Consider the following 15,634-nt stretch of genomic DNA (forward strand, 5'->3'; position numbering starts at 1 on the left):
GCCAGCCTCACGGCGCGACGAGGGTCGCCGTCGCCAGGATTTCACCGGGACGGGCGTCGTCGTCGCGATAGACCACGGTTACGGTCTGACCGGGGGCCAGCGCTGTCTGCAACGGCGTCACCACCGTGCGGCGGCCGATCTCGGGATAGACGGCCACGCCCCGCACTGCGGTCGCCAGAGGCGCGTCGGGGCCGGCGCCCAGATGGATTTCCACATCCCCGTAGACCGAGCTGTCGCCCAGTCGGACGAGGTCGAGGGACAGGACCTGCGCCCCGTTCTCGGCCCGCAGGACCGACAGGTTCTCGACAGCGGCGCGGGCGTCGGCGGGGCCGTCACGGACGATGACCGGGATGCTGACGCTGAACAGGGCGATGACCTGCACCGCAACCTCGTCCGCGCCGGGCTGGACCGCCTGTTCGACGGTGAAGCCGGCGGTCTCGGACGGCAGGGCCGTGACGGTCAGGTGCGTGCGATGCTCGCCCCCGGCGCCCGGACGGGCGCGGACACGGATCGCCTGACTTTCGCGCGGCTGGAGCGTGATCCGGCGCGGCGTGTACTGAACAAGGTCGGCGGCGGAATCGAGCGTGGCCCCGGGCTGGTCCGCGGCGGCCACGATCTGGCCGTCAGCGAGCATGACCCGGTCGACCAGCTCGACCGAATAGGTCGCGGCCTGATCACCCTGATTGAAGATATAGACGGTGGCGCTGCGCTCGCCCGGTTCGAACACCACCCGCTTGGGCGAGATGTTCAGATCCGCGCCGACCTGGGCCCCGGCGGGGCCCGCGATCAGCAGCAGAAACGCGGCCGAAAGAACAAGACGCATCGACATCACGACGACCTTCTTCAGTCCATCCTGAGCGCGAAGGTAGTTCTCGCGAACAACCGATGCGTTAACGACGGGACAGGCCGACCGGACTTCCCGCAGCGGAAACACCGGATCGCCGATCAGTTATAGGCCGCCGAAACGGTGAAGGCGCCGGTGTAGACTCCGGTCGGCGAGGTGGAGGCGACCGGGACGCTGCCGCCGACGCGGAAGCTCAGCGAACCGGCCGAACCCAGGGCGTTGCTGAGGGTCTGGGCGGCGGCCGAACCGGTCAGGTTGTTCGAGGTGGTGACGGTGAGGGTGTCCGTGCCGTTGGCGATCGAGAAGGTCGCGGGGATGGTGACCGAAATCGACTGGCCGCCTTCGCCGTCGACGGTGAACTGGGCGGCCTGCGGTGTGTCGCCCGAGTTCAGGCCGACGACGCCGCCGGCCACCGAACGCGCGCCGGCGGCGCTGACGGTCACGGTGCCCGATCCGGTCGAGGGACGCACCACCGTGCCGAACTTCAGGTCGGCGTTCTTGGTGATGGTCAGCGGGCGGATGACGGTGATGGAGCCCGTCCCCGTGGTGGACGCCGACTGGGCCATGGCCGGGGCGGCGATAGCGACAGTCAGAAGGGCGGCGGCGGCGGCAAGCGACTTGATCATTTTCGATCTCCAACGACGAGGGGCCTCGTCTGCGTTGGCGTCCAAATCATCCTGATCGGCGTGCAGGTCCACAACCCGCCCCGCTGAAATGGTGCAAATCGAACCAAAGTTATAGGTTGAGACGAGAATCCCGCTCCCGCAAAAATGGTCAGTTTTCGGGTAGGCAAACCTGCTGTTAGGACTCACACTCGCAATCTGACCGTGCGAATTGGCGTATAGCCAAGGTTGATATCGGAGGATCAGCTGTGCGCTGGATCGTTCTGATCGTCGATGACCACCCCTTGGTGGGACAGGCCTTTGAGCTGTCGATCAAGGCCGCCTATCCCCATCTGGACGTGGGCCGCGTGACCTCGGCGACCGAGGCGGACGCCTATGTCCGCCTGCATGGGCCCAGGGTGAAGCTGGTGATGCTGGACCTGATGCTGCCCGATGCCGAGGGCTTCAGCGCCCTGCTACGGCTTCAGCAGATCCTGCCGGACGGAAAGATCGCCATTGTCTCGGCGCGGACGGACCATCATTCGCTGTCAATGGCGCGGGCGTTCGGGGTCGACTCCTATTTGTCCAAGTCGGAACCGGTGGAGACGCTGGTGAACGCGGTGGGCGCGATCCTGCGGGGCGAGACCCTGTTCCCCGAAAATGTCGAGCCGGACCCGAGGGCGGTCGATTTCCACCGTCGCATCTCGACCCTGTCAGCGGCCCAGCTGCGGATCATGCGGGCACTGGTGGACGGCAAGCTGAACAAGCAGATCGCGGGTGACATGAATCTGACGGAGGGCACGGTGAAACAGCACGTCTCGGCCATCCTGAAGAAGCTGCAGGTCAACAATCGCAGTCAGGCGATCCTGGCGGCGGCGCCGGTGTTGAGAAACGATCAGGCGCCGACGGGCTGACTGACCGGCGCCTCTTCCGGCGTGGCTTCCGGCGTGGCTTCCATGATGTCGCCCAGTCGCTCCAGACCGGCGGCGACCTTGGCCAGATAGTCGCTGCGCGCGAGATCGACCGCCACCCGGATAGCCGAGGCGAAACCGGCGGCGTTGGTGCTGCCGTGGCTTTTCACCACCAGACCGTTCAGGCCCAGCAAAGGCGCGCCGTTGTAGCGGCCCGGGTCGATGCGGTGGACCATGGTCCGCAGGGCGGGCTTCACCATGAGGGCGCCGACCTTGCCCAGGGTGGTGGAGGTCAGCGATTCCTTGAGCAGGGTCAGCAGGAAGCGGATCGTGCCCTCGGTGGTCTTGAGCGCGATATTGCCGGTGAAGCCGTCGGTGACGATGATGTCGACCGTTCCCTTGGCGATGTCGTCGCCCTCGACGAAGCCGCGATAGTCGAGACCCTGCCCCCATTCGCGCAGGATGCGGTGGGCCTCGCGCACCTCGTCATGGCCCTTGTTGTCCTCTGACCCGACGTTCAGCAGGCCGATGGTGGGGCGGGTGGAGCCATGGACGGCGGCGTGGAAGGACTCGCCCATGATGGCGAACTCAACCAGCTGACGCGCGCCGCAGTCGATGTTCGCGCCGACATCCAGCACCACGCTGATGCCGCGCGCGGTCGGCCAATTGGCGACGATGGCCGGGCGCTCCAGCGCGGGCACGGCCATGCGCAGGATCAGTTTGGAGATGGCCATCATGGCGCCGGTGTTTCCGGCGGAGACGGCGGCGTGGGCCTCGCCCGCGCGGATCGACTCAACGGCGTTCCAAAGGCTGGTTCCCTTGCCCCGGCGCAAGGCCTGGGCGGGCTTCTCGCCCATCGGGATGACCTTGTCGGTATGTCGGATGTCCATGTTCCCGCCCGACAATTTCAGCCGGGCCATCTCGGCGCGGATGGCGGTCTCGTCCCCGTGCAGCAGGAAGCGCAGGTTCCGGCCATCGTGGGCCTTCAGATACTCGTGGACCCCGCCGATGATCGCCGGCGGCCCCTGATCGCCACCCATGACGTCAAGCGAGATTGTCGTAGCGGATGGCAAGGGCGGGAAACTCCGGGCGCCGAGGGGTCTTAAGCCCCTTCTGTCGGCAAGGGTATCGTCGTGTCGCGGGGATGGGAACCGGGAGGTCAGGCCGAAAGTCAGGCGAGGGCGATCATCAGGACGCCGTCGATCAGCACGGCGCCGCCGACCGTCTCCAGCGCGAACTCGTACTGCAAGGCGGCGCCGGTGCGCGCGATCTGGGTGGCGCCGACCCGCAACGGGCCGTTGATGTCGTCCAGACGGTCCACATGCCAGTTGATGTTCGACAGGACCGCCAGGCTGCCGCCACGCCCCGGTTCGGCCTTGTCGCCGGTGAGAGAGGAGTGGATGGCGGCGGCCTGCGCCGCATACTCGATGCCGGCGGTGATCGGCAGGCGGTCGTGCGAGCGCAGGGGATTGTCGTCGGACAGATGCGAATTCGCCTCGCACAGGATGGCCGCGCCCTCGACCTTCAACACCCGCGCCAGCAGGCGCATGGCCCCGTCGTGGGGAACCAGCCGATGCAGTTCGGCGCCTTGCAGAATCGGTGCGTCAGACGCCCCCGTGGTCGCCATGGTCAAGGCAGCCCCCCTTGCTTGCCAAGTCTTTGACCGTTCCATAAACCTGACCACGGTGGTTGGCGAGCAGTGAGCGATTGATGAAACCGGCGCTGTCCGTCCCCCTCGACCACCCTGCCCTGCCGGGACACTTTCCGGGCAATCCGCTGGTGCCGGGCGTGATGATCCTCGATCTTCTGGCTGACGACTGGCGTGAACTGTCGCCGGACAGGCCCTTGCGCGGGATCCGGAAGGCCAAATTCCAGCGGATGCTGGCTCCCGGAGAAAAGCTGAGCGTGGAGTGGGCCGAAATTCGTGACGACAAGGTCAGTTTTCGTGCCTTTGTCGGGGACGAAATTCTCGCTACAGGTCAGTTTGCACTGGCATAACGTGGAAAACGCTCGCCCCGCGCGAGCGTAACCGCACCCGTCCGCGGGCGCCGGTGGAGTGGTTGTAGGGTTTTATGTGACTCTCGGGGGAGAATGCTCACGATGCGCAAGGTGCTGGTCGTCTATTATTCGCAGACGGGACAGTTGGCCGACATCGTCGATGCGACGATCGCGCCGCTGAGGGCGAACGCGGACATCGAGGTCACCGTCTCCGAGCTCAAGCCGAACAAGCCCTGGCCCTTCCCCTGGCCCTTCTTCCGCTTCTTCAACACCTTCCCAGAGACTGTCTATGAAGACGTCGAACCGGCGGAGGCGCCCGGCGTCGATCCGGACGCCGACTATGATCTGGTGATCCTGGCCTATCAGGTCTGGTTCCTGTCCCCGTCCCTGCCGACCATCGCTTTCCTGAAGTCCGAGGGCGCGCGCAAGCTGCTGGCCGGGAAGCCCGTCGTGACGCTGATCGGTTGCCGCAACATGTGGCTGATGGCGCAGGAGCGGATGAAGACACTGATCAGCGAACTGGGCGGGCGACTGGTCGACAACATCGTACTGACCGACAGCGCGCACAGCGCCTTCACCTTCGTCTCGACCCCGATGTGGATGCTGACCGGCAAGAAGGGCCCGTTCCTGAACGGGCTGATCCCCGAGGCCGGGGTATCGAAGGAAGATGTCGCCGGCTGCGCCCGCTTCGGCCGCGCCATCGCCGCCGCCCTGCCGAAGCGCAAGCGCGAGGACAGCAGCCCGATGCTGGGCGGTCTGGGCGCCGTCACGGTGCGTGAGGGCCTGATCGAATCCGAGAAGACCGCCAAGCGCAGCTTCATGATCTGGGGCAAGCTTCTGCGCGCCACCGGCACGCCGTCGTCGGCCCTGCGTCAGCTGGTCATCGTGATCTATGTGCTGTTCCTGATCACCCTGATCCTGACGGTCGTGCCGCTGCTGGCCATCATCAAGGCGCTGCTCAAGCCGTTCCTGAAAGCCCATGTCGCCCGGCAACGGGCCTATTTCGCCGCTCCCTCCGGGGAATCCATGCAACTGATGGAAAGCCCCTCTTGACCCGCCCTGTCTACATTACGCGTACCGCCGCCTTCCTGCCGAACGCCCCGGTGGGCAATGACGACATGGAGCGGATTCTGGGGCAGGTCGGGCCGCGTCCGTCGCGCGCCCGCCGCACCATCCTGCGTTCGAACGGCATCAAGAGCCGCCACTATGCGATCGACCCCGAGACGCTGAAGCCGACCCACACCAACGCCCAGCTGGCGGCCGAGGCCGTGCGCCTGCTGGATACCGATCTGGACGCTGTCGAATGCCTGGCGTGCGGCACCTCCAACCCCGACCAGATCATGCCGGGTCACGCCTCCATGGTGCAGGGTGAACTGGGTTTGCAGGACGTTCAGTCGGTTTCGACCGCAGGCGTGTGCATGAGCGGCATGGCTTCGCTGAAGTACGCCTGGCTGTCGGTCGCCGCGGGCGACACCGACGCGGCGGTGGCGACGGGATCGGAAACCGCCTCGGCCGTGATGTCGGCGGCCAACTTCACGCCCGAGATCGACGCCCGGGTGGATGCGCTGGAAGATAACCCGGAGATCGCCTTCGAGAAGGATTTCCTGCGCTGGATGCTGTCGGACGCCGCGGGCGCCTTGCTGCTGGAGCCGGAGGCGCGAGCGGGCGCGCTGAACCTGCGCGTGGACTGGATCGACCTGCACTCCTTCTCGGGCGAGATGGACACCTGCATGTACATGGGCGGGGTCAAGAACGAGGACGGCAGCATCACCGGCTGGGCCCAGTTCACGGCCGAGGAACGGGCCGCCCAATCCGTTCTGACCGTCAAGCAGGACGTGCGCCTGCTGAACGACAACGTCCTGCGCTACACGCTGGAGAAGCCCCTGCCCGGCATGGCCGCAAAGCGCGGCCTGAAGCCCTCGGATGTGGATTTCTTCCTGCCCCACTATTCGTCGGAGTTCTTCCGGGACCGGCTGTACCAGTCGATGCTGAACGTCGATTTCGACATCCCGCAGGAGCGCTGGTTCACCAATCTGACGACGCGCGGCAACACCGGCTCGGCCTCGATCTATGTAATGATCGACGAACTGCTGGCCAGCGGCCGGCTGAAGCCGGGTCATCGCCTGCTGTGCTGGGTGCCGGAAAGCGGCCGGTTCTCCGGCAGCTTCATGCACCTGACCGTGGTGCAGGGCTGACCGATGAAGACCGATGAGGTCCCGCAAGACCCATCCCTGACCCACGCGGGACAGCGCAAGCTGTTCTACGCCGTCGATGAACAGGGCGATTACACCGAGGTTCAGTCGCTGGGCTGGGATGTGGAATCCTACGCCACCCTGGCCGCCGTCGAGGTGCTGAACCAGCAGCGGGACGATGCATGGGAACGGGCGAAGGCGGGCCTGACCGCGCCGCTGGAGTACCATATGTACCGACGCCGCATGGACCGGGCCAGCTTCGCTTCGGCCACCGGCTTCTGGCGCTGGCGGACCTCGCGCCACTTCAAGCCCGCCGTGTTCGCCCGCCTGCCGGACACGATCCTGAACCGTTACGCAGAGGTGCTCGGCATGAGCGTCGAGGGCCTGCGGAGCCTCCCTGCCGCGCCGGACGCCTGAGCCCATGAGCGACTTCCACCACCGTCAGTCCGCGCATTGCGAAAGCGGCGTGGTCGCGAACATGCTGACCCACCACGGCCTGCCGATGAGCGAGCCGATGGCCTTTGGTCTGTCGGCCTCGCTGACCTTCGCCTACATGCCGATCATCAAGCTGGCCGGGATGCCGCTGATCGCCTACCGCATGTTGCCGGGGAACATCATCAAGGGCGTCGAGAAGCGTGTCGGCATGCGCTGGGAGCGCACACGGTTCAGCGACCCGGCCGAGGCCGAACGGGCGCTGGACGCCGCGCTGGACGCCGGGCGGGCGGTCGGGCTGCAAACCTGCGTCTACTGGCTGCCCTATTTCCCGGAGCAGATGCGGTTTCACTTCAACGCCCACAATCTGGTGGTCTACGGGCGCGAGGGGGACGACTATCTGGTCAGCGATCCGCTGTTCGAAACCACCGTCCGCTGTGATCGCGCCTCGATGCAGCGCGCCCGCTTCGCCAAGGGCGACATGGAGCCGAAGGGGCTGATGTACTACCCGACCGGCACACCGGGCGAGGTCGACTACGCGACCGAAATCCCCAAGGCCATCCGCTGGAACGCCAAAACGATGCAGGCCCCGGTGCCGATCGCCGGGGTGAAGGGCATCCGCTTCCTGGGGCGGAACATCGTGAAGCTGTCGCGCGATGCGAACCGCGACACCTACCTGCCGCTCTATCTGGGCCACATCGTGCGGATGCAGGAGGAGATCGGGACCGGCGGGGCCGGGTTCCGCTTCATCTATGCATCCTTCCTGCAGGAGGCGAGCCGCCTGCTGGGCCAGCCCGCGCTGGCCGACGCAGCGAAGGACCTGACGGCGGCGGGCGACGAGTGGCGGCGGTTCGCCCTGCGCGCCAGCAAGATGTGCCGGGGGCGGGCGCAGATGGATGTGCACGAGCTGGACGCCATCCTGAACGGCATCGCCGACAGGGAACTGGCCGTCTGGAAGAGCCTCCGGCACGTTTAACCGCGCCGGACCTCCAGCAGGATGGCCGCATAGCCGCCGCTGTCGTTGGCGTTGACCTGAAGCAGCACCTCGGCGTCGCCGTCGCGGATGAAGTCGCCCAGGGCGCCGACGCTCTGGCTGTCGTAGCAGGCGCGGCCGTCGGCGGCGTCGGTCAGGCGGCTCAGCCCCGCCTCACGCATCACGCCCGCGACCTCATCCGACGGCAGATACTGGCCGCGGTTGAAGACGGTGCGCGCCGGGTCCAGCGTCTGTTTCGCCAGCCAGTCGGACAGGGCCGCGCGGTCCGCGAAGAAGTCGACCGAACGCAGGGCTGACGGCCCCTGTCCGTCCGCGCGGAGCCAGAGCCAGTGACTGGCCTCGGCGACCGGCGTGCCGTCCTCCAGTCGCAGGCGGCGGCGGTGCACCTCCATCGGCCCCGTGGCGATATCGACCGAACCGACCAGCGCCGAGCTGACCAGCCCCGTCTCGATATCCAGCAGGGCCAGCTGAAGCGCCGTCTCGAAGCTGAAGTGGGTGTTGCTGAGGAAGCAGCTGCGTCCATGCAGGCCGAAATGGCGCGCGACGTAGAAGCAGGCGGCGTTCGACACCGTGTTGATGAAGCTGAGCGGCTTGGGCGGTTCGCCGTGTTTGAACAGCGGCTCCATCACTTCCAGCGTCACCTCCAGATCGCCCCGGCGCGAAGCCATGTAGACGGCGGTTTCGGCAGGCGGGGTCTCCGCGCCGACGCAGCGGGCGGCGCCGATCAGGGCCGACTGGATGAAGCGGCCGATCCGACGCACCGGCTTGCCGGTTTCGGCGGTCAGCAGGGCGCGCAGGTCCGGCGGGATGTCTTCGACGGGGGCGTAATAGTCGCCCAGGGCGTGGATCAGGACTTCAGTCATCGACGTTCGCGATCACGAGCGAGGTGTTGTTTCCGCCGAAGCCGAAATAGTTGAGCATGAAGACGCCCGGCGCCATGGGCTGCGGGGTCTGGAACAGGCTGATCCCCAGTTCGCCCGGCTCGGCGCAGACGCCCGGGACGGCCGGGAAATACCCCTGCTCCAGCAGGGCGCAGAACAGGATCAGTTCATTCAGGCCGCAGGCGCCGAAGGTGTGGCCGATGAAGGGCTTGAGCGCGCAGAGCGGCGGCACGGTCCCGAAGGCGCGGGCCATGCCGGCGGCCTCGGCCTCGTCATTCAGCAGGCTTGCGGTGCCGTGGGTCTTGATGCCCGCGATGCGTCCGGCCTCGACGCCCGCCGAGTCGAGGGCGCGCTGGATGACCTCAAGCACGGTGCTGCCGTCCGGGTTGGCGGCGGACATGCCGAAGATGTCGCAAAGGTTGGCGGCGCCGCGCAGGTGGAAGCCCGAGCTCGCCAAGGCCCCCGCCCCGTTCCCCCGCCGCTTGCCGCCGCTGACCACCACCGCGCCGCAGCCCTCGCCGGGAACCAGTCCGCCGCGCGCGCTGTCAAACGGCTTCATCGTGCCGGTCTTCGACAGCAGGTTCAGTCCCTGGAAGCCCATGGCCGTGATGATGTTCAGGCTCTCGGAACTGACCACCAACGCATGTCCGGCCCGGCCGCTGCGGATCAGGGCGTCGCCGTAGATCAGGGCGTTGGCGCTGGCCGTGCAGGCGGTCGAAACGGTGTAGTCCGGGCCGCCCAGACCGAAACGGCGACGCAGCCGCTCGGCCAGACGGCCGAGGTTGTTGTTGTGGGTCAACGGATGGGCGTCCAGCCCTTCAGCCAGTTCGCGTTGATAGATCGCCTCGGACCGCGAGATATCGACCGACGACGAACCGAGCAGAAGGATCGTGTCGGCGCGCTCCGCGGCGGTGAGGCCGGCGGCCTCGATCGCCTCGGCGCAAACGGCCTCCAACACCGATTCTAGCCGGTTTTCGATATCGACGAGCGGTCGATCCTTGAGCAGCAGGGCGGGCACGACCGCGCGCAGTCCGCCCGCCTCAAGCGGGACGGACGCGGCGTCCGGGGGTGGCGCGAACAGGGCCGCGACATTGGCGGCGACGTCCTGTCCAAGGCAGGTGTGGAGCCCCGCCCCGACGAAATAGCTCCGGCTCATGCGGGCGGCGCGGCCTTGGCGGCGATAATGAAGTCAGCCAGCGCATTGATACTGGCGAAGGCCTTGCGTCCGTCCGGCCCGCCCTCGATCCGCACGCCGTACTGCTTTTGAATCGCCAGACTGACCTGGAGTGCGTCGAGCGAATCGAGATCCAGTGATCCGCCCATCAGCGGTTCATCGACCGGCATGTCGGCGGGGTCGATATCCTTGTCGCACTCTTCGATGATGAGGCGTTTCAGCGCCTCGACCAGTTCGTTGTGGTCCATCGGGCTTGTCATCGGGCTCACTCTCGAAGGCGGAAACGGACCAGGGCCAGGACCATGGCGACCGCCCCGAAGGCGGTCAGTTTGAAGAGTTCAGGCAGAATGTCCACGACGTCGCCGCCGTTCAGCAGCAGAGCCAGGAAACCGTCGACGCCCCACGACATGGGCGACAGCTCGGCGATGCGCTGCATCACCTCGGGCATGACGAATTTGGGCACCATCACCCCACCGATGGCGGCCAGAACGATGCTGCCCAGACCGGCCAGAAGGGTCGCCTGCTCGGTCGTCCGGGCGCTGACCGCGATCAGCAAGGCCAGGCCCAGCGCGGCGATACTGAGCGCCGCCGACAGGGCGATCAGGGCCGGGAGGGAGCCGTTGATCCTGAGCGCATCACCGCCCAGCAGCGGCACCAGCCAGACCCCCGCGGCGAGCATCAGGACGACCTGAAGCTGGTTGATGCCGAAATAGGGGATCAGCTTGCCGAAGAACTGGGCCAGCGGGCCGATGTTGGTCGTCCGGAGCCGGCGTTGGGCGCCGACCTGACGCTCACGGATGAAGCTGTTGGAGAAGGGCACGGCGACGAAGAACAGGGCGAACACCAGCCATGCCGGGACGCTCTGCTGGACCGAACTGGGCGCGGCGTCATGGCCCGCATCGGCGTAGGCGTAGTTGACCGCGACCCGCCCGCCGGTCCCGCGCTTCTCGTTCTCCGGCATGGGGTAGCCGACGCGTTCGAGGATGCGTTCGGAGCGCTGGCGGCCGACGGCCTCGTTCACGGCGGCGACGAAGATTTTCTCGATCTGGCGATTGGTGTCGGCGGCGGTGGTGACAGTGACCAGCGGGGACGGATCGTCCGACGACAGCTCGGCGATGCGGGTCTCGTAGCCCGCCCCGACGTCCAGCAGGAAGGCCGCGTCCTCGGTCCGGAGCAGGGCCTTGGCGGCCTCCGGTCCCGGCTGGACCGACACGGCGCGCAGGTCGAAGGCGTCGTTGGCCTTCAGCCGGTCGATGAAGTCCCGTGACTGTTCCTGGCCGTCCCGATTGACGAACAACACGGCGACGCCCGCGCCGCCGCGCGTCTCGAACATGTCCTGAAGCGCCAGAGACATGATCAGGATGAAGGTCAGGGGCAGGATGAACAGCAGCGCGAGGCCGTGGATATCCCGCGACAGCAACCGCAATTCCTTGACGAAGGACGCCATCAGGGCGGAGCGCTTCATGACGCCGCTCCCTGATCGAGGATCGCCAGATAGGCCTTCTCGAGCCGGGCCACGCCATAGGCGGCCTGTGCGACCTGCGCCTCAGCGCGGGCCAGCAGGGCGAAGGCCCCGGCGGGACCGGCCGCGTCGGACACCGGCAGGGTCAGCGTCAGATCATCAGCCCAGACGACGCCGCCCTCCGACAGGATCGCCCTGCCCTGCGCCGACACCGGCGACAGGAGCCGGACTTCGAGCGCGCCGTGGGCGTAGCGGGTCAGCACCTCCGCCTTCGAGCCGATGGCCAGCACCCGCCCGCGGTCGATGATCGCGAGGTGGTCACACAGCGCCTCGACCTCCTCCATGTAGTGAGAGGTGTAGATGACGGTCACGCCCTCCGCCTTCAGCGCGGCGATGGCCTCAATGATGGTCTGGCGCGAACGCGCGTCGATGCCGACGGTGGGTTCATCGAGATAGAGCACGCGCGGCGCGTTCAGCAGGGCGATGGCCAGATTGAGCCGCCGCTTCTCCCCGCCCGAGAAGGTTTCAGCGCGGCGATCCAGCAGGTCCTGCAATTGACAGGTCTCGACGGCCGCGGCGAAGCGCTCGCGCCAGACGGCGCTGGACAGGCGACAGGCGCCGGCGAAGAAGGACAGGTTCTCGCGCGCCGTGAGGTCCGGATAGAAGGCCAGATTCTGTGGCGCCAAGGCGCCGATCTGGCGCACCGCCTTGAGATCGCGGCGGATCGACAGGCCGTCGATCCTGATCTCGCCCTTCTGTGGAGCCAACAGGCCGGTCAGCAGGCCGAACATCGTGCTCTTGCCCGCGCCGTTCGGCCCCAGCAGGCCGAAGCAGCCGCCCCGCCGCACCGTGAACGAGACGTCGGACAGGGCGTCGCGATCCGCACCGCGATGCCGGTAGAAAAGGTCGGACACCGTGATGAAGCCATCGTCCCCGACCGGGACGGACGCCGGGGTCAGAGGGGGCGACGGGGTCGCGGGGAAGACGTCGTCCTGAATGCCGGCACCCTGTATTCGCGCGGCCAGTCCCCCCAGCCCGGAGCCCGAGCTTTGAAGTCGAACACCGTGACCGTCAAGGCGGGAACCAGCGGCGGATTGTCCGGTCACATTGCCTGTCGAGGGCGGCCGTCGATATAAGACCCCCCTGTCATCAGGAGGGGTTGTGGCGACTGCGGGGGAAGACCGGCGGCATTGGGCCGACATGAGAGAGCGTGGCGCCGCCTGGGGCCCGGCCCTGATGGGCTTCATCTATCGCGTCCTGGGCCGCACAGGCTGCCGGATCGTCGCGACGCCGGTGATTCTGTACTTCTATCTGGCGGGACGGCGGCAGCGGCTGGCGTCGCTGGATTACCTGCGTCGGGTCTGGAAGGCGCAGGGGCGAACGGATCGTCCGGGGCACCCGCAGGCCATCAGGCATTTCCTGGCCTTCGGCGAATCCCTCATCGACAAGATGGAGGCCTGGATCGGTCGCATCGACCGACTGCAGGTGGACGAGATCGAGGGTGACGGTTTCGAGCAGCTGCGCAACGACAAACGCGGGACACTGGTGCTGTCGGCCCACGTCGGCGCCACCGAGATCGTCAGGGCCATCGCCTCGCGACACCAGAAGCGCCGCATCACCATCCTGATCCATTCCCCGCACGCGAAGCGGTACAACGCCCTGATCCAGCGCTACGCGCCACAAAGTCAGATTTCGTTGGTGCAGGTTTCGGCGTTCAATGTGGCCACAGCGGCCGCGCTTTCGGGCTGCATCGAGCGCGGCGAGTGGGTGGTGGTCATGGCCGACCGCATGCCCGTGACCGACACCGGGCGGGCGATCATGGCCGATTTTCTGGGCGCGCCGGCGGCCTTCCCCGAAGGCCCGTTCGTGCTGGCGACAGCCCTCAAATGCCCTGTCTATACGATGTTCTGCTATAAGTTGAACGGTCGTTACCGGGCGCAGGTTTCCCTGTTGAACGACGGGGTCGCCATCCCCCGGGGACAGAGGCAAGCCGCCTTGCAGGAACTGGTGCGTGGCTATGTTGATGCACTGCAAAAACTGGTGCTGGCGGCGCCCTACCAATGGTTCAATTTCTATGCTTATTGGCCTGACGTTGGGGATGCGTCGGGGAACCGCATAAGTGACTAAAATCGTTGAATTTGGCGCCCGGGATTTGACCGTACACGAGGTCTGGTCCCTCTCCCGGCGCGAGGCGGACGCGCGCCTGAGCGAGGCTGCGCTGGAGCGGGTCGCCCGCTCGTCGAACCACATCGACACCCTGCTGGCGCGGGATGGTGAAATCTATGGCGTGACCACCGGCTACGGCGACAGCTGCACGACGCAAATCCCCGCCGAACTGGTCGCCGCACTGCCCCTGCACCTGACGCGTTTCCACGGCGTCGGCATGGGCCGCTTCCTGAATCCGGAAGAGACCCGCGCTGTTATGGCGGTGCGTCTGGCCGCCCTGCTGCGCGGCTGGTCGGGCATCTCGACCGATCTGGCGACTCTGCTGACCGACATGCTGCGCCACGACATCCTGCCGCTGATCCCGGCGGAAGGTTCGGTCGGCGCCAGTGGCGACCTGACGCCGCTCAGCTATATCGCCGGTTCGCTGATCGGCGAGCGGGACGTGCTGTACAAGGGTCAGGTGATGACCGCGTCGGAGGCCTTCGCCCAGACCGGCCTGAAGCCCATCGTCCTGCGGCCCAAGGAAGGGCTGGCGGTGATGAACGGGACGTCGGTGATGACCGGTCTGGCCGCGCTGGCCCTGCATCGCGCCGAAGGACTGGCGCGCCTGTCGGCCCGCCTGACCGCCATGGCGACCATCGGCCTGCTGGGCAATCCGAAGCATTTCGATCCGCGCCTGTCGCTGGCCAAGCCGCACAGCGGTCAGGGCCGGTTCGCCGCGCGCGTGGCCGAGGACCTGGCGCCGTTCGCGGAACTTCACGCGCCGACCCGTTTGCAGGACCGCTATTCGATCCGCTGCGCGCCGCACGTCGTCGGCGTGCTGGAGGACATGATCGAGCCGTTCCGCCAGATGATCGAGATCGAGATCAACAGCGCCAACGACAACCCGCTGTTCGACCCCGAGACTGGCGACGTTCTGCACGGCGGCCACTTCTACGGCGGCCATATCGCCTTCGCGATGGACAGCCTGAAGAACCTCGTGGCCAACGTGGCGGACCTGCTGGACCGTCAGTTCGCCCTGCTGGCCGATGTACGCAGCAACAACGGCCTGCCGCCCAACCTGTCGGGCGCGACCGGCGCCCGCGCCGCGATCAACCACGGCCTGAAGGCGCTGCAGATCGGCGTGTCCGCCTGGACCGCCGAGGCGCTGAAGGGCACCATGCCCGCCAGCGTCTTCTCGCGCTCCACCGAGTGTCACAACCAGGACAAGGTCTCGATGGGCACCATCGCCGCGCGCGACGCCCTGCGGGTGCTGGAGCTGACCGAACAGGTCGCCGCCGCCCACATGGTCGCCTGCGGGCAGGCCCTGCGCCTGCGTCTGAAGTCCGGCGAGATCACCGAGGACATGATCGGCCCCGGCATGGCCGCTCTTGTCGAGGCGGTTCCCTTTATCGAGGAAGACACGCCGCTGGACCGCCGACTGGTCGCCCTGACCGCCCGGATCGCCGAGCGCGACATCCCGCTCGACTGGGCGGAGGACGCGGGAACGAAGGCGTGAAAACCATCGTCAGCGCATCGGCGTCCGCGGTCCCGCAGTTCTTCGACCTCGACCCGATGAACATCGTCTGGCACGGCAACTACCCCCGGTTCCTCGAACTCGGTCGTGTTGCCGTGATGGAGCGGATTGGGTACAGCTATGAGGAGATGGTCGAGAGCGGGTTCGCTTGGCCGATCATTGACTTACGGATGCGATATATTCGGCCGATGCGGCTGAATCAGCCGGTGAAGATCACCGCAGGGATTGTCGAATGGGAGAGCATACTTCGGATCACCTATCTGGTTCAGAACGAGGCAACCGGAGAGAGGGTGATGCGAGCCAGTTCGTCCCAGGTCGCGTTGCGCATCAACACGCAGGAAATGCTCTGGGTTACGCCGCCCGTGTTGCGGGCGCGCTTGGAGCCGTTCTTGTCGCCGGCTGGCTGACGGTCACGCCGGCGCAGGCCGCCTGCGCCAACCCCGAACGCCTGCCCGCCGAGCG

Annotated in this window: 18 protein-coding genes; 9 read left to right on the forward strand and 9 right to left on the reverse strand. The window is 66.9% G+C overall.

The features are described from left to right. Positions 1–7: 7 nt before the first annotated feature. Together FKQ52_RS11480 and FKQ52_RS11485 are read right to left on the reverse strand one after the other, a co-directional pair. Positions 8–829, reverse strand: a complete 822-nt coding sequence (locus tag FKQ52_RS11480; RefSeq protein WP_240811636.1) for a hypothetical protein — start codon at positions 827–829, stop codon at positions 8–10. Positions 830–945: 116 nt separating this feature from the next. Further along, a complete protein-coding gene (locus FKQ52_RS11485) occupies positions 946–1,470 on the reverse strand; it encodes a DUF4402 domain-containing protein (protein ID WP_141627304.1) in 525 nt (174 codons plus the stop codon). 245 nt (positions 1,471–1,715) lie between these two features. Here FKQ52_RS11485 and FKQ52_RS11490 point away from each other — a divergent pair, with 245 nt between their 5' ends. Beyond that, positions 1,716–2,360 (forward strand): response regulator transcription factor, encoded by a 645-nt coding sequence (locus FKQ52_RS11490; protein ID WP_141627305.1) that lies wholly within the window; start codon positions 1,716–1,718, stop codon positions 2,358–2,360. On the opposite strand, the gene plsX is transcribed toward FKQ52_RS11490, so the two are convergent. Continuing rightward, positions 2,342–3,397: a phosphate acyltransferase PlsX gene (plsX, locus tag FKQ52_RS11495; RefSeq protein WP_141627306.1), complete on the reverse strand. Its 1,056-nt coding sequence runs from the start codon at positions 3,395–3,397 to the stop codon at positions 2,342–2,344. The two genes, FKQ52_RS11490 and plsX, sit on opposite strands and share 19 nt — an antisense overlap. A 131-nt stretch (positions 3,398–3,528) precedes the next feature. Further along, complete coding sequence (locus tag FKQ52_RS11500) at positions 3,529–3,990, reverse strand: hydroxymyristoyl-ACP dehydratase (RefSeq protein ID WP_141627307.1); 462 nt, start codon at positions 3,988–3,990, stop codon at positions 3,529–3,531. A gap of 77 nt (positions 3,991–4,067) precedes the next feature. Here FKQ52_RS11500 and FKQ52_RS11505 point away from each other — a divergent pair, with 77 nt between their 5' ends. The 5 genes from FKQ52_RS11505 (at position 4,068) to FKQ52_RS11525 (ending at position 7,955) form a co-directional block, all read left to right on the forward strand. After that, positions 4,068–4,355: a 3-hydroxyacyl-ACP dehydratase FabZ family protein gene (locus FKQ52_RS11505; RefSeq protein ID WP_141627308.1), complete on the forward strand. Its 288-nt coding sequence runs from the start codon at positions 4,068–4,070 to the stop codon at positions 4,353–4,355. 93 nt (positions 4,356–4,448) lie between these two features. Next, on the forward strand, positions 4,449–5,408 hold the full coding sequence (locus FKQ52_RS11510) for a dialkylrecorsinol condensing enzyme (RefSeq protein WP_205750745.1): 960 nt from the start codon (positions 4,449–4,451) through the stop codon (positions 5,406–5,408). After that, the gene (locus tag FKQ52_RS11515; protein ID WP_141627309.1) at positions 5,405–6,550 is read left to right on the forward strand and encodes a beta-ketoacyl-ACP synthase III; all 1,146 of its coding nucleotides are present in this window, start codon (positions 5,405–5,407) and stop codon (positions 6,548–6,550) included. The genes FKQ52_RS11510 and FKQ52_RS11515 overlap by 4 nt, the downstream gene beginning before the upstream one ends. A gap of 3 nt (positions 6,551–6,553) precedes the next feature. Next, the gene (locus tag FKQ52_RS11520) at positions 6,554–6,964 is read left to right on the forward strand and encodes a hypothetical protein (protein WP_141627310.1); all 411 of its coding nucleotides are present in this window, start codon (positions 6,554–6,556) and stop codon (positions 6,962–6,964) included. A gap of 4 nt (positions 6,965–6,968) precedes the next feature. Next, a complete protein-coding gene (locus FKQ52_RS11525; RefSeq protein ID WP_141627311.1) occupies positions 6,969–7,955 on the forward strand; it encodes a BtrH N-terminal domain-containing protein in 987 nt (328 codons plus the stop codon). Here FKQ52_RS11525 and FKQ52_RS11530 read toward each other — a convergent pair. From FKQ52_RS11530 to FKQ52_RS11550, 5 genes are read right to left on the reverse strand one after another with little or no spacing between them, the layout of a single operon-like run. After that, positions 7,952–8,836: a beta-ketoacyl synthase N-terminal-like domain-containing protein gene (locus tag FKQ52_RS11530; RefSeq protein WP_141627312.1), complete on the reverse strand. Its 885-nt coding sequence runs from the start codon at positions 8,834–8,836 to the stop codon at positions 7,952–7,954. The genes FKQ52_RS11525 and FKQ52_RS11530 overlap by 4 nt on opposite strands. Further along, on the reverse strand, positions 8,829–10,010 hold the full coding sequence (locus FKQ52_RS11535) for a beta-ketoacyl synthase N-terminal-like domain-containing protein (RefSeq protein WP_141627313.1): 1,182 nt from the start codon (positions 10,008–10,010) through the stop codon (positions 8,829–8,831). The genes FKQ52_RS11530 and FKQ52_RS11535 overlap by 8 nt, the downstream gene beginning before the upstream one ends. Next, positions 10,007–10,288, reverse strand: coding sequence for a phosphopantetheine-binding protein (locus tag FKQ52_RS11540; protein ID WP_205750746.1), 282 nt, complete (start codon positions 10,286–10,288; stop codon positions 10,007–10,009). The genes FKQ52_RS11535 and FKQ52_RS11540 overlap by 4 nt, the downstream gene beginning before the upstream one ends. 5 nt (positions 10,289–10,293) lie before the next feature. Continuing rightward, a complete protein-coding gene (locus tag FKQ52_RS11545) occupies positions 10,294–11,493 on the reverse strand; it encodes an ABC transporter permease (RefSeq protein WP_141627314.1) in 1,200 nt (399 codons plus the stop codon). Next, positions 11,490–12,404, reverse strand: coding sequence for an ABC transporter ATP-binding protein (locus FKQ52_RS11550; protein ID WP_168196844.1), 915 nt, complete (start codon positions 12,402–12,404; stop codon positions 11,490–11,492). The genes FKQ52_RS11545 and FKQ52_RS11550 overlap by 4 nt, the downstream gene beginning before the upstream one ends. Before the next feature lie 286 nt (positions 12,405–12,690). Here FKQ52_RS11550 and FKQ52_RS11555 point away from each other — a divergent pair, with 286 nt between their 5' ends. The 3 genes from FKQ52_RS11555 to FKQ52_RS11565 are packed head-to-tail and all read left to right on the forward strand — an operon-like array spanning position 12,691 to position 15,579. After that, positions 12,691–13,617, forward strand: a complete 927-nt coding sequence (locus tag FKQ52_RS11555) for a hypothetical protein (protein WP_141627316.1) — start codon at positions 12,691–12,693, stop codon at positions 13,615–13,617. Between the two features lie 25 nt (positions 13,618–13,642). Then, the gene (gene hutH, locus FKQ52_RS11560) at positions 13,643–15,154 is read left to right on the forward strand and encodes a histidine ammonia-lyase (RefSeq protein ID WP_205750747.1); all 1,512 of its coding nucleotides are present in this window, start codon (positions 13,643–13,645) and stop codon (positions 15,152–15,154) included. After that, on the forward strand, positions 15,151–15,579 hold the full coding sequence (locus FKQ52_RS11565; RefSeq protein WP_205750748.1) for a thioesterase family protein: 429 nt from the start codon (positions 15,151–15,153) through the stop codon (positions 15,577–15,579). Before hutH ends, FKQ52_RS11565 begins: the two co-directional genes overlap by 4 nt. Positions 15,580–15,634 lie beyond the last annotated feature (55 nt).

The sequence above is a fragment of the Brevundimonas sp. M20 genome, assembly GCF_006547065.1.
Classification (GTDB): Bacteria; Pseudomonadota; Alphaproteobacteria; order Caulobacterales; family Caulobacteraceae; genus Brevundimonas.

Excerpts from the sequence above, each read along its gene's own strand:
- FKQ52_RS11505 (WP_141627308.1), top strand. The coding sequence starts at position 4,068 with ATGAAACCGGCGCTGTCCGTCCCCCTCGACCACCCTGCCCTGCCGGGA.
- FKQ52_RS11520 (WP_141627310.1), top strand. The coding sequence starts at position 6,554 with ATGAAGACCGATGAGGTCCCGCAAGACCCATCCCTGACCCACGCGGGA.
- FKQ52_RS11555 (WP_141627316.1), top strand. The coding sequence starts at position 12,691 with ATGAGAGAGCGTGGCGCCGCCTGGGGCCCGGCCCTGATGGGCTTCATC.
- FKQ52_RS11540 (WP_205750746.1), bottom strand. The coding sequence starts at position 10,288 with ATGACAAGCCCGATGGACCACAACGAACTGGTCGAGGCGCTGAAACGC.
- FKQ52_RS11480 (WP_240811636.1), bottom strand. The coding sequence starts at position 829 with ATGTCGATGCGTCTTGTTCTTTCGGCCGCGTTTCTGCTGCTGATCGCG.
- plsX (WP_141627306.1), bottom strand. The coding sequence starts at position 3,397 with ATGGGTGGCGATCAGGGGCCGCCGGCGATCATCGGCGGGGTCCACGAG.
- FKQ52_RS11530 (WP_141627312.1), bottom strand. The coding sequence starts at position 8,836 with ATGACTGAAGTCCTGATCCACGCCCTGGGCGACTATTACGCCCCCGTC.
- FKQ52_RS11525 (WP_141627311.1), top strand. The coding sequence starts at position 6,969 with ATGAGCGACTTCCACCACCGTCAGTCCGCGCATTGCGAAAGCGGCGTG.
- FKQ52_RS11510 (WP_205750745.1), top strand. The coding sequence starts at position 4,449 with ATGCTCACGATGCGCAAGGTGCTGGTCGTCTATTATTCGCAGACGGGA.
- FKQ52_RS11545 (WP_141627314.1), bottom strand. The coding sequence starts at position 11,493 with ATGAAGCGCTCCGCCCTGATGGCGTCCTTCGTCAAGGAATTGCGGTTG.
- FKQ52_RS11485 (WP_141627304.1), bottom strand. The coding sequence starts at position 1,470 with ATGATCAAGTCGCTTGCCGCCGCCGCCGCCCTTCTGACTGTCGCTATC.
- FKQ52_RS11535 (WP_141627313.1), bottom strand. The coding sequence starts at position 10,010 with ATGAGCCGGAGCTATTTCGTCGGGGCGGGGCTCCACACCTGCCTTGGA.